The following is a 13,485-nucleotide window of genomic DNA, read 5'->3' as shown; positions in this document are numbered from 1 at the left end:
TTTATAGTAATTTGATGCGAAACGAGCCACTCAGCTCTGGTGCTAATGTAGTCTCTAAGTGCGTGTTTGAATATTAAGGGTACCTCTAAACCACTGTACAACACCTGCTTTAAACTTCACGCCGTGCATGATTTAGTGGTGAATCTGGTAGCAAGAAGTGTTACTTAACACTGCTACCGATGTAACCCCTAAGTGCGTGTTTGAATATTAAAGGTGCCACTAGAATCGTTGTACAGAGACATAAGTAGGATGAATTATTACAAATAGTTTCGGAGTGAATTTGATATTAAGATGGGCTACTCAGCTTACAGTCGATGTTGCCCCCTTACATGTGTAAAAGTGCGTGTTTGAATATTAATAACCCCTCGAATTTTTTACAACGGCAGCTATGGATGTCACTCAAAGATATGATTTATAGCAATTGGATGAGAAACGAGCCACTCAGCTCTGCTTCTGATACAGCACCCTTGAGTGCGTGTTTGAATATTAATAACTCCTAAAATCATTGAATAACGATAACGGCTGACGTAGCTTACCGCATGATTTAGTGGTGAACTTGGTAGCAAGAAGTGTCACTAAACACTGCTGCCGATATAGCCCCTAAGTGCGTGTTTGAATATTAAGGGTGCCTCTAAAACCATTGCACAACAGTGGTTCCTAACTAAACTTTCAATAGGTTTAATAATAACTAGACTACAAAACAACTCAATCAGAACAACCGCCAACGTAACCACCAAAGTGCGTGCTTGAATATTAAGGAGGCCATAAAGTCATTTTAAACAGTAGCTTAGGCCTTAACCCCACTGCATGATTTATAGTAATTAGATGCGAAACGAGCCACTCAGCTCAGGCACTAATGGAATCCCTACAAGTGCGTGTTTGAATATTAAAGGTGCCCCTAGAATCGTTGTACAACGACATCAGTAGGATGAATTATTACAAATGGTTTAGGAGTGAATTTGATATCAAGATGGGCTGCTCAGCTTGCAGTCGATGTTGCCACCTTACATGTGTAAAAGTGCGTGTTTGAATATTAATAACTCCTAGAATTGTTTTACAGCGGCAGCTACAGACTACACTCAACTACATTGTTTAATGTTAATTGGACGTCGAAACTGCCCAATCAACACAACCACGAATATAGCCCACTTAAGTGCGTGTTTGAATATTAATGGTTCATAAAACGTTTTAGAGCACTAGCGGGCAACATAGCTGGCCGCTTGATTTTAAGGTATATTTGGTAGCAATAAAAGTCACTCAACACTGCTACTAATGTAGCCCTCTATATGCGTGCTTGAATATTAATCGCATCTATAATCATTGTACAACGATAGCAATCACAGTTGTGATAAACACTATGCAGAGGGTAAGCCTAGCTTGTCGAAGAAAGCCCTATTTCGCTCTCTTGCAGCCTTTACTAACTGGTCGAAACTAATTACTTCAATATAGGCATGTGACGGCTCATTGTAGCCGAAGTAGCCCATACCATCAGATGTGATGCGTAAGTTAGCTCGACGGCATCGCTTTTTCATCGACTCAGTCAGATCACACAATACATAACAATAGCCAGGAATATCATTATTCCCTGGTATGAGCCGCCCTGATTTCGTCGTCACTTTACCATCACGAACCCGCTCTAAATAACTGAGAGCTTGATCAATGGGGTCTTTCTCTTCACCCTTGCCCATGTCATTACGCATTGGGCGCTTAATTTCGATTACGGTTATTGAGGCAAGTGGAAAACTCGTATCGTCGTTAACGAGCATAGGATTATCGAACACTTTTAAGCTTAGTAAGTCTGGCTCTTTAGTGGTGACATTCCCTGTAATAGGCATGGCATTCAGCGTTTTGTCAGAAGCCAAGTAATTGTGAAAGGCTAAACGCTCATCGATAAGCCAAAGGTTGCATGAGTCAACAAAAACCTCGCTAGAATCCTTACGCATGGGCATGATGAGCTCATGAATCATATCCTCACGTGCGTACTTGCCATTATCTAGCCGCTCTATGGATTTTTGCAGTAGGTCGATTACAACTTTACGATGTGATACATAGTTAGCTAGATCAGACTTTTTAAGGTCTTCAGCCTTGCGTAAATACTCACTTAGCCTTTCCTTATATACCTCTAGTTGCTCATCAGTTCTAGGTTGCATAACGTCATGTCCCTCGGTAACAAGTTGACGCTCAACCTCATACCATTGGGCATGCAAGTGTAGCTCCAACTCTCTATCTGACTTTTCAGGGTCAACAATTAGCAGCTCTTCCGTTACATAGTGTGTTATAGGTCGGTATCGCGGCGCGTTATTGTCGATAAAGTCTTCTACACGTTTACGACCTGCTGATACATTTTCAGCTAAAACATCTTGTAGGTACTCTTTAGTACGGGCTAACACCTCAACACGAATAGTGCTAAAGCTCACATCGTTGAGCATGTCATCAATGTCTTCGGCAATATTAAAAGAAGTACGCTCACTTCGTACATGCTCATCGAGGTAGTTAGAGGATACATAACAAGTGTACGTAAACTCGCCGTCAGCATCTGATATCTTGCCGTAAAGGCCAGGTACCTTGCCCTGAATCGACTCCTCTCTAACCAACCTGTTCGCAGCACATAATGCTAGTTGATGCTTTTTGTTAACTGATGCTCTAAATTTGATGTGAGTGAGGTCAAAGGAGTGGCCTTGAATAGTTATTGTTTCATGATGAGTACTTGCATGCATGTGCTCATCATACAGATTGTCGAGGTCTATTGTCTCTCCTGAGTCTTCTACAACCATCCGTGGCGGCTTTTCGCTACGTACGAAATACCAAAGTGTATGTTCCAGTAGTTGATTAGCTATAGAGGCTCCTTTGCAAGGTACATTCTTTCTATAACTTTTGTCAAAACCCACTAACCTAATAATAGTACCAGGCTTCTGAGTAGTTGCAGAGACTACCTTCTCTCCATGGACGCCCTTCTTATCATCAAAACGAAGTATACGTTTTTTGAGTTCACCATCAGTATCGATAAAGTGGCTTTCCACTTCCACCAAATCAAACACTTTCAACCACATCAAACGACCAACACCTCGACAGCCTTTACCTATTTTATGATCAGAATCAAGCGTTTCAAATGACCTAAAGTTCACTTCATCAAAGCCACATCCATTATCCGTAATAGTAAAACCAATGATTGGCTGTTGTGATTTAACGTTGAAGTCGAGACTGCCTTGAGCAGCACGATCGATACGAAGAAAAACTCTACCGGTCTCCTCACTACTGCTTCTTTCCTCGATTGAGTGAATAGAGTTTACTACTGCCTCAAATACAGGCATTAGGCCGTGGCTTTTGGGTAAAGAGGTGTTGCGCAAACGTCCTTTTAGATTGGTTTGTAAACTCATACTCCCTCCTTATAGAGCGCCTTTAAAGGCGGAGTCGAGAATGGAACTTTTCAAAGCTTGCAAATCATTCAGTTGTCTTTGAATTTCAGAATTCATTGTTTCGACTTTTTTAACTAGCAAGTTTACGCGGCTAACCACGTTAGCCTGTTTCTCGGTACTTGCCAGAGGGATTTGCATCTGAACAATGTGTTTGTTGTTAACTTGCGGAATCGTACTAGCATCGACAAAATTAGCTAAATCTATAGTGCGCATGAAGGCAAAAAGATAGTCGTCGGAAATTGTAGCTTCGTTAGCTTTTAGGCCCATAATATTGCTGTCATATGATGCATCCTCAAGTAACATTCTCTTTTTGTTGGTTAGGATTGCTCCGCCTCTTTTGGGGATCAAAGTGCTTCCCTTAGGGAATAGCTTTATCTTGTGTTCTTTGGCAATTATCTCACTAAATGTTATCTCTGGCTCAACCATATTTTCGTGATGGTTATTCATTTGTGCCACTTTGAAAAATGGAATGTCACCATCACTGAATCCATTTTTGAAAAGCTTCGGTAATGCAATACCACTATTAATCTTTACAACGGATGAAAGCGGTACGACCGCATAACTATCCTTTAGGCTCTCGAATATTTCTGACAACCCGTTTTTTGATAGCGCATCAGCCAATGTGACGCTTTCTTGCAAATGCTCGATGGCAGTGTCAATGCGGCTGAGCAATGCATCGAGTTTTTCCACGATGCGTTTTTGTTCCGGCAAGCTTGGAATAGGAATGTTCAACTCTTCAACCATGGCTTTAGTGAGGGCCTGTCTAGTAGCACCGCCAGCCCCCTGCCATAGCAGTTGCGACTTAAACTTTGGGTTTACAATCAGATAGTTCAGGAATTTACTATCGACATACTCCGTTGGTCTAATAATTGTGACATGCTGATTTACACGTGCAGGTAAGAACTCATTAGGAACAATACAGCATCTTGCAATTGATGCCCCTGTAATATTGAGTAGTACGTCTCCACTTTCTACGACTACATTTTTGAGGCCATTAGCCTGCTCATCATCAATAAATGCAAGCTTTTCCTCTTTAAAGAAACAGTCGTGAACATTTAGGCTTCTAATAAGCGAAATACCGCTAGATTTATAAGCTTTTTCGCCTCCCTTCGGAGTTGCCCCACTTCCAATCTTGGTTGTGAGCTCTTTCAACTTGTGCCACTCCCACCCATCTGGCAGTTTATACAAAACTTCTTCCATGCTTATTTCTCCGCCAACAGGTCTTCAATTTCAACCAAGAGGCTAGATACCAGTTTTTCCTTGGTACGGATCTGCTTAAGAATATCTCTTGGTGCTAAATGATCGGCATCCTTCTGCTTAGCAGGGTTCTTGGCTGATAGATCGTAGTCTTCTGCAAGCTTGCTGGCCGATATTGTCCATGAACGATCCGTGGTCTCACGGCTGCTATACAGCTCAACAAACTCTTCCAGGTGCTTATCTGTTATCGGTTTGTTTTTAGTAAGCTTTTGCTCAGGTTCACATTCGTAGTACCACACATCACTAGTACCGCCGCTTCGTTCGAAAAACAGTACGTTGGTTTTAACGCCTGAGTAAGGTAAGAACACACCAGCGGGTAGACTTAAGATAGTATGTAAGTCAAAGTTCTCTAGCAGCTCTTGCTTAACCTGCTTAAAAGCGCTGTTGGTTTGGAACAGTACGCCTTCTGGCACTACGATAGCAGCTTTGCCGCCACTTTTAAGCGTTTTCATAAAGTGCTGCATGAACAACAACTCAGTGGCGTTAGCTTGTATTGGGAAATTTTGTTGGATTTGCGACTTCTCTTTACCCCCAAATGGCGGGTTGGCAAGAATGATGTCGTAGCGATCTTTCTCTTGAATATCACGTATGTTCTGAGTAAGAGTGTTACCTCGGTACAAGTTGGGCGATTCAATACCATGCAAGATCATGTTCATCATACCCATCACATAAGCCAAAGATGTTTTTTCAAACCCATAGAAAGTATCGCGTTGTATAAAATTCCATTGCTCAGTAGATAGCTCATCCTTTTTAGCCTTTAAATGATCAAAGGCCTCCACTAGGAAGCCACAAGAGCCTGCTGCTGCGTCGTAAATAGTTTGCCCTGCCATAGGGTCAATTACTTTAAGCATCGCCCTTACAACCGGTCTAGGAGTGTAGAATTCACCTGCATAGCCTCCCGCATCCCCCATGTTCTGTAGCAGACCTTCATAGACGAGTGATAGTTCGAACATTTCGTCACCAGATTGAAAATTTAGGGTGTCGATAATATCCAGCACTTCACGAAGCGTATGGCCTGACGCGACCTTGTTGTCTAAGTATTGGAAAATCCCCCCAATCTTGTATGTAAACGATTTAGGGTCGGCTCCAGCGCCTGTTACGGCTGCATCTGCGAAACCTTTTAAATATGGAAACAGCTTGGTATTAACATAGTCAGTCAAGTCATCGCCCGTACGAACTAAGTTAATATCTAGTTTCCCCTCGGCATTTTTTGGGCATGCCCAACTTGACCAGCGATGTTCATCATCCAAGACAGGTTGATAGTCCTTGCCTGACAACACTGCTTCATCCTCTTTTTCAGACTCGTAATCATCTAAGAACTTTAAAAATAACACCCATGAAGTTTGCTCTGTGTAGTGCATGGCTCCGCTGATACCATCGTCGCGGCGAAGTATGTCGGTAATTCGGTCAATTTTTTGCTGTAGTGACATTGTCTAAAGTTTTCCAGTAATAAAGTTGTACATGTTGGTGATGTCTTCGCTGATTTCTTCTAGCGGGATAAGATCGATATAGGCTTGGAGCTTTTCAATGTCGAGCCCTGCGCCCTCAGTGTTTATAAGTGGGTCAATAACACCTTTGGCATTCAATCGACGGATATCATCATTGTCACCTGGTTTATCAGGCTTTAAGTGGTTGCGTAATGCAATATCGCCGTTGTTGACTTGGTCTAAAGCGTTATTATTTGATAGTGCTGTATGTGAAAGCAAGTAATTTTTGATTTCGCGGCGTTTCCATGCCAGTAGATATGGAGACACTTTTGTACCACGAGGCCACTTAACTGCATTGAGTAGGTCATTATAGATACGCCCATTGACTTGCACGCCGTCGTTAGCGTTCCATTCAAGTGCAGCTTCATCCCTGTCACAAATTAAGAAGGCTCTAGTGGTGATAAGTGGCGAGTCAATTTTACTTAAACCATGAAGCCAATCAACTTTACCTTTACCAAAAGTCTCGTTAGCTGACGCGTAGCTTGATGACTTTTTCATTGCATGAACAGTCGATAACCTATCTGTGTCTAGCCCTGCACGAGCAGCCAAGCGGATAAAAATGATCCAATCGTTGTAATCATCTAACAAGGCAATATTTGGCAACTTGCCACACACTTCGAATTCAACAGACTTAGCACGTGATAGCACACTTAACCGATTGATCAATTGCTTGATTTTATTATCATCATTAATGCGGCCACTTTCTACGACTTTGAGGTGCTCAATGCGGTTTTCTTTTGCTGAAATAGAGTCCAGTAAATGCGTGGTAGTAATTGCATTACCTTGTATACCATGTAGTAAACTCCATAGCTTTTCCACATTTTTATAGTGTAGATGTGAGTCAGCCTCATCCAGTAGGAACAAGGTATCAGGCGCATCGAAAAGGTCAATCAACGCATAAAGAAAGAGTAATTGGTATTCGCCATCACTTAGCTGGTCGAGCTCAATTTCCCCTTTGAAAAGAAGCTTATAACCTTGCTTGTCTATGAAGTAGTTATTATCCGCTGCTTGAGTGAAGAAGCTCACCTCAGGATCAAACGCTATATTTTGAGCTTGAGCATTCACTTCACCTGCTTCAGCGCCTTCTTCCCCTGCTTGAGCTTGTCTTGGGAAATCGAACGATATATCAACTAAGCGATCTGCAAATATCTCAATAGTGCGCTTACGAATTGGTTCTTCGAACTCATAATCCCTCGAGTAAAGCGTACTGATAAAGCTATCTAGCGAACGAAAATAAGGTGTACTTCTAAGCGTATTAACTTCACCCTTCTCTTCTCGTTTTAAGGCATCTTGAACTCTATTGACATAATTTTTGTCTATTTTAAACGCACATTTTAGACAGGTAGATTGATCATCCTCCCCCTGTGCGGACTCAGTAACGTAACCGCGCTCACGTAAAAACGAGCGAACCTTACCGGTACGTTTGATTGAAGTCGCCAAAAAAATAAGTAGTTTAGACCAAGGTTTATCAAAGTACATACACTCTAAACCAAGGCCTCTACCCGCTTGCCTTTCGCCTCTCAAGTATGCACTAAACTTCTCGGAGTAATTTTCATTTTGCCCAGAAGAAAAGCACACCACGTTCAAGTTTTGATGTGCTCGTTTGTTTAATCGTGCCTCAAATACCGATTGTAATATACTGGATTTGCCGCTGCCATTTTCACCAATTAAGGTTGCTACCTTGTTGATCATAAGGTTCTGCTGTTGGTCATACAGAGGGTTGGGGGATAGTGTTATTTCCATACTAATTCACGTGATAAAGCTGTTGCTGCAATTGCTTAAATGCTGCTAGTAGGTATGCAGGTTTACCTCCAAAAGCAGTGGAGGCATCCTTAATAGTTCCCAAACCTGATAACTCGATTAAGGTTGGCAAGCGCTCCCGTGATAGCTCTGCACTGCCTGTTTGCTCGTAGCGATTGAGTACAAAGTGTAAAAACTGCTGAGCCTTTTCTTGCTGGTACTGACTAAAAAAGGTGCTGTTAGCACGTACATTGTCAGCGCGAGCTTTACGTGTAGCCATAGGCTGCTCAAAGGCTAAAAAAGCAAGTAAGTCGAATATATCGCATTCTTCGGCTTCGAACATGCGACGCAACGTGGCAAGCTGCTCTTTATCGAAGCCCGCCAGCACAAGTTTGCTGAGTAAGGTTTCTCGTTCGTCGGGATCTGACCAAATTTTTGTTAGCTCTTCAACCGACTTAAATAGCCCTGGCAATTGAGTGATAAGGCGCTCAACAAACTCTTGCACTGTGAGCGGCTTACCATTGTCGTCTATATAGCGGATTTCAACATCAGTAACCTTAAGTTCACGATGCTTGCCTAATTTCACTTTTAATCGTGGCTTAGGCTCACCAGGTGTAGGCTCTGGCCCTTCTGTACCTCCTGGAGGCTCTGGTGTGTAAGGTGGTGTAGGTTCAGTGGTACCGCCTGGTTCTGGCGCTTCAGGCTCTCCATCCCAATCTTTATCGTAAAACTTATTAGAAGCACCACGGAAATCGATAATACTGAAGTAGTCTTTACCGTCAAAAACGCGAGTACCACGGCCAACGATTTGCTTAAACTCCACCATTGACCCTATAGTTCGATCGAGCACTACGTTGCGCACATTACGAGCATCAACACCCGTAGTGAGCATTTGTGATGAAGTGATAATCGTAGGGATGTCTTTATCGTTATCCTGAAATTTCTCAAGTAGCTCACGTCCACCTTTGCCTTCATCACTAGTAACGCGTACACAGTAGTGTGAGTCTTTAACCTTTTTGTGCTTATTGATCATGTCGCGCATAGTAAGCGCATGGTTTTGGTTTTCACAAAAAACGATGGTTTTGTCGAGCAGGTTAATATTGTCAATGATAGCCTTCGCCACTAGCTCTGTGCGCTCGTCGACAACTATTTTCTTGTCGTAGTCTTCAACCTGATAAACATCTTGTCCTGACTCGCCCTCGATGACTTTGTCGTCTTTGGTCAGTACCAGCTCGTCTAAGTTAGTACGGACACGTTTGACTCGGTAAGGGGTTAGGAAACCATCATTGATACCGTCTTTTAGTGAGTACTCGAAGGCTGGTGCACCAAAGTAGTCGTAAGTGTCTACATTTGCTTCACGTTTTGGCGTTGCAGTTAAACCTACATGCACGGCACTACCAAAGTGTTTCAGAATAGCATGCCATGAGCCTGATTCATTAGCACTGCCACGATGACACTCGTCAATCATTACTAGGTCAAAAAAGTCACTTGGGTAGGCTTTGTAGTGTCCCTCTATATCTTCGCGTTCAGCAATGGCTTGGTAGATGGCAAAAAAGATATGCGCATTAGTTGGTACTATTCCGCCTCGCTTGCGTACTTCTTCCCCGTTAATCTTTATCAGGTCTTTTTCGTATGGGTTAAAGGTGTTAATTGCTTGGTCTGCTAAAATATTACGGTCGGCTAAAAACAGTATTCTGGGGCGGCGGGTGCCAGGAGTTTCTTTGTTCCAGCGAGATTGAAACAGCTTGTGCACAATTTGAAAAGCAATGAATGTTTTACCAGTGCCCGTAGCCAGAGTTAACAATACACGTGGATCACCTCTACCAATCGCATCTGTAGCAGCATGTACGGCTAGTTCTTGGTAATAGCGAGGCTGCATTGCTCCTTCTAGATGAAACGGTACATTACGAAGCTGCTGCCCTAAGTCGGAACTCACACCGTCGTAACGATTTTCGAGCTCCTCTGGTGTTGGGTAAAACTCAATGTAGTCTCCTTTACCTGTTTCAAGATCGAACTCATAGGTTTGAAGGCCATTACTGGAGTATACAAAACGAACTAATAGCTTTTTAGCGTAGTCAATGGCTTGTTGAAGCCCTTTAGTGGGGTGTTCAGACTCCTTCTTGGCCTCAACGACAGCGAGGTAACGGTTTTCCTTGTGAAGAAGGTAGTCGACGAAACAGCGCCTGCCTCTTAGGCCTCCTGATAGCTTGCGGCCATCTGTGAAGTAATGCTCACGAATGATATTACCTGGCTGCCACTGTGCGGCCTTAAGAGCAGGATCTATATAATTTGCTCTTGTATCTGCTTCTGATTGCACTTATCTACTCCCTGTATACGTTATTCGCTTATAGCCTACTATACCCACGTGTGCACGTAAGTTTAACTACCGACAAGATATACTTAGCCGATAGTGTTTTATACACAAAAACCACATTTTTGTCTTTACCTATTTAGGTTTAGGTTGAATTTTGAGTCATACAGCCTCTTCATCAGTCGGCTAAAGAGCCACCCAGGTTCGTTGGAATATTTGGCGGGCCATACCATAGCTAAAATTAAAGACTGCTATTAACGCTAAGCAGCTGCTGCATAGGCTTTACCAGTCACTTAACGTATGAGTAGCATGAAAGAATCAAGCGGTCAGGCCAACGGGCATACCCTTTGAAGTTGTTTCAAACCCTTTGCGCCGCAGGACGCTAACTTTTCGTACTCACGCTCACGGTTTCCACTTAGACCGTAGTAAAAAAAGGTTTTTCATCCCAAATTAAGTGTATATGAACACTTTTAAGATAAACCTAGCTGCGGCAGCTACGTCATAAACTGATCCCAAATTAATTGCGATGCAGGGGGTTTCGAACGATAAAGCTGAAAGGGCAAAACAGAAGGCTAAATGTACAAGGGGTACCACTAAATACATATCGACTACCCCCTTCTAGCCTAGGATAGACTCCAATTAGAGAAGAAAGCACCAATAGACACATCAACATAATTGGTGCGTAATATGAGGTCAATAAACAATCTAAATATAACAACTACATACGCTGAAAGGCCATATATAAAGAGAATAATGGTCACAAGGACAAAGAAGGCTTCGCCTCCTTTGTGCTCCTCCGACTTCGTCGTAGGAGTACTACTTATTTAAGTATAATGTTAGGACACGACTAATGGGCAAAAGTAACCACCCTACCAATCAACCATATATAACTACTCTAAGCTGTAAAGGGGTGCGTTACAGTTGATTAACTAACTTCGAGATATGCTAATTTTGAAGCCGTTTAAAACCTTCTGATACGCTTTCAGCATTACTTTTTCAGTAACCTCAGCATCACTGGTTTTGACTATTACTGAATCATGTAATGGCAATGCAGGGATCATTCTCAACTTGAGCTCATCAAGAATGATGCTCATGATAGTACTGTCCGTATACTGTAGCTGTAGTCCGATATTCTTCTGCCCTATAAAGCTGGCTATGTCAGGATAAGCTTCCAAGAGCTTACTGTACGCATATTCTCCTTTAATCCCTGGAGGTAGATCTTCAATAAGGCTATCTCTTGCATCAGGGTTTAAATGCGCTCTTCCAGCTTCAGTTTTGTACTCTGGCTTACCACTCATGGTAACCACTCTCTTAAAATCAGAAGGCTTTGAGTTAACCCATCTAACCACAAGGCGCTTTACAGTGTCCCTATCAAGACCAGGGATATCATATGGATCTTCTTTGCATTGTACTTTCTTCCATGCATGTAGAATGTTTAGGTGCATTGCCTTATAGTCTAATTCGCAAGTATCTTCACCATCAATTTTGATAGCACTACGTAGAGTTTTTTTGTTATTTTGGTACGTCAGCATGCCATGAGTATAGAAACGCCCTCCCAACTCTAAGGAGTCCCTATAGACCCTTCTTAAAGCTATACACTGCTTCTTGCCATCCTGAACAACCTCAAAACACTTCAAGAAAGTATTTAAGATTTTTACGGCTGTAACAACCTTTTTTGCTTGAGCAGGCAGAGGTAACATTTCCTTGCTCTCGTCTCTAATGACTACTAATGGACCCGTATATGCTAATTCACTCCACTTAACAGTATTTTTAACAAGCTCTTTGAACTGGTCTGTCGCCCAAAACGTTGACTGTTTGTTGCTATGCTCATTTTGGTGAGCTATGTCTTGTTTAACGAGTGACTGTATTTGAAGGAAATCTAATACACCTATTATTGTCAGTGCATTCATTTTTCCTTTTGTATGACTTGTTGAACGCGAATACCTTACTCGAAGGTTATGTTCGCTTGCATAAATTAGGTGGGCTAAAATTGTAGACAGACACTTTTTAGTTACTGGCTTGTTAAAACGTTTACCATTGTCATTATATGACTTTTTCATAGACTCCAAGAACTCTTCAACAATAAGAGAACTTTGATAGCTAATCCTATTACTCCACCGGTTACTTATTGCTTTTCCATGCAGAGTCCATACAGGTAGCAATTCTATTGCATCTTCAACCAAAGAGACACCCTACCTTCTATTAGCAGAGAAAGGTGCTGTTGGCTTACCGCTGTGGAACTTAAAGTCCTCATCGGGGCTAGAGATAAGCTCAGCTTCAACATTGCCAAAGAACTCAACGCGATCAGTGATATCAAATTCGCTAATATCTTGTGCCAGTGTTAAGTAATCTTGGTAATGACGCGCTTCAGAGCGAAGCAATGAAATATAAAAATCACCTAAACGTTTATCAACATGCGGAGCTAGCTTTGCAAAACGCTCACAAGAGCGAGCTTCAATATAAGCACCTATGATTAGTTTATCGACTAAAGCGTCAGGCTCGTAACTTTTCACATGACGCAGCATACCTTTTGCGTAACGGCATGGAGTAATACTCTGATACTCGACACCATATTCATGCATGATCTCGAGTACTTGATAAAAATGATGAAGCTCTTCTTTGATAAGCATCACCATTTTGTCTATCAAGTTTTGCCCGTAAGGTGTATTTGACTTAGGGATCATTGATTTGGTGAGCTTGTTCTTGTCTGCTAGTTCACGCCAGTTACCCTGTCGCTTGTATATTAGTGTCTCGAAGGGTTTAAGCCATTCGAGTAGCGCATCACCGCTCTCTTTATCCACTGCATACTTTCGAATCAAGAACATTGCAGACTGAGCTGCCTTCAACTCACACACTAGGTGGTCTATGAGCACCACTGATAGGTTGTCTTGCTTTGTTGCCTCAGTAATCCACTCATCAGGCGTTGATGCTTGCAGAAACGAATTAATTGGCTTTAATAACTCATCCATCTTAAGCCTCCTTAGCTGTTAATTTATGGCCTAGGGGAATATCACCATTGAAAGCACTCATAACTAGGTTCGTTGTACAACCATTTAGCAACTTGCACATGTAAGTGGTTAGCTCACAAATTAAGTGATCGATTAAGATAATCGATAAATTTTCTTTTTTTACTGCCTCAATAACCCATTCATTTGGAGTTTCGCACAATAAAAAATTATTAATAGGGGCTAAAAGTTCGCTATGTGGCACAGGGCTGCTCGTTACTTCAAATAATAAAAAGCCATTTTAACACGAAAAATAACGAAGAATAAAA

General features: G+C 42.1%; 7 protein-coding genes and 1 pseudogene. All 8 read right to left on the bottom strand.

Annotated features, from left to right (window positions below; all coding sequences use genetic code 11):
• Nucleotides 1-1,355 precede the first annotated feature (1,355 nt).
• Nucleotides 1,356-3,377, bottom strand: a complete 2,022-nt coding sequence (locus MTF64_RS03720) for a hypothetical protein (protein WP_248450633.1) — start codon at nucleotides 3,375-3,377, stop codon at nucleotides 1,356-1,358.
• A gap of 9 nt (nucleotides 3,378-3,386) precedes the next feature.
• Entirely contained in the window at nucleotides 3,387-4,616 is a 1,230-nt protein-coding gene (locus tag MTF64_RS03715) for a restriction endonuclease subunit S (protein ID WP_248450631.1), read from the bottom strand.
• A gap of 2 nt (nucleotides 4,617-4,618) precedes the next feature.
• Nucleotides 4,619-6,103, bottom strand: coding sequence for a class I SAM-dependent DNA methyltransferase (locus MTF64_RS03710; protein ID WP_248450629.1), 1,485 nt, complete (start codon nucleotides 6,101-6,103; stop codon nucleotides 4,619-4,621).
• A 3-nt stretch (nucleotides 6,104-6,106) separates the two neighbouring features.
• Complete coding sequence (locus MTF64_RS03705; RefSeq protein WP_248450627.1) at nucleotides 6,107-7,684, bottom strand: AAA family ATPase; 1,578 nt, start codon at nucleotides 7,682-7,684, stop codon at nucleotides 6,107-6,109.
• Nucleotides 7,685-7,904: 220 nt separating this feature from the next.
• Nucleotides 7,905-10,217, bottom strand: coding sequence for a DEAD/DEAH box helicase family protein (locus MTF64_RS03700; protein ID WP_248450626.1), 2,313 nt, complete (start codon nucleotides 10,215-10,217; stop codon nucleotides 7,905-7,907).
• Between the two features lie 923 nt (nucleotides 10,218-11,140).
• The gene (locus MTF64_RS03695) at nucleotides 11,141-12,394 is read right to left on the bottom strand and encodes a hypothetical protein (protein ID WP_248450624.1); all 1,254 of its coding nucleotides are present in this window, start codon (nucleotides 12,392-12,394) and stop codon (nucleotides 11,141-11,143) included.
• Nucleotides 12,395-12,403: 9 nt separating this feature from the next.
• The gene (gene miaE, locus MTF64_RS03690) at nucleotides 12,404-13,180 is read right to left on the bottom strand and encodes a tRNA isopentenyl-2-thiomethyl-A-37 hydroxylase MiaE (RefSeq protein ID WP_248450622.1); all 777 of its coding nucleotides are present in this window, start codon (nucleotides 13,178-13,180) and stop codon (nucleotides 12,404-12,406) included.
• 109 nt (nucleotides 13,181-13,289) lie between these two features.
• Nucleotides 13,290-13,421: pseudogene (gene miaE / locus MTF64_RS03685) on the bottom strand (tRNA isopentenyl-2-thiomethyl-A-37 hydroxylase MiaE); the annotation flags it as partial.
• Nucleotides 13,422-13,485 lie beyond the last annotated feature (64 nt).

The sequence above is a fragment of the Pseudoalteromonas sp. 2CM41L genome (assembly GCF_023161905.1).
In the GTDB taxonomy this organism is placed as follows: domain Bacteria; phylum Pseudomonadota; class Gammaproteobacteria; order Enterobacterales; family Alteromonadaceae; genus Pseudoalteromonas; species Pseudoalteromonas atlantica.
This window is presented reverse-complemented; position numbering and strand designations above follow the sequence as displayed.

Bases quoted from the DNA above. Each gene is read 5' to 3' on its own strand.
- MTF64_RS03720 (WP_248450633.1), bottom strand. From the start codon at position 3,377: ATGAGTTTACAAACCAATCTAAAAGGACGTTTGCGCAACACCTCTTTA.
- MTF64_RS03715 (WP_248450631.1), bottom strand. From the start codon at position 4,616: ATGGAAGAAGTTTTGTATAAACTGCCAGATGGGTGGGAGTGGCACAAG.
- MTF64_RS03710 (WP_248450629.1), bottom strand. From the start codon at position 6,103: ATGTCACTACAGCAAAAAATTGACCGAATTACCGACATACTTCGCCGC.
- miaE (WP_248450622.1), bottom strand. From the start codon at position 13,180: ATGGATGAGTTATTAAAGCCAATTAATTCGTTTCTGCAAGCATCAACG.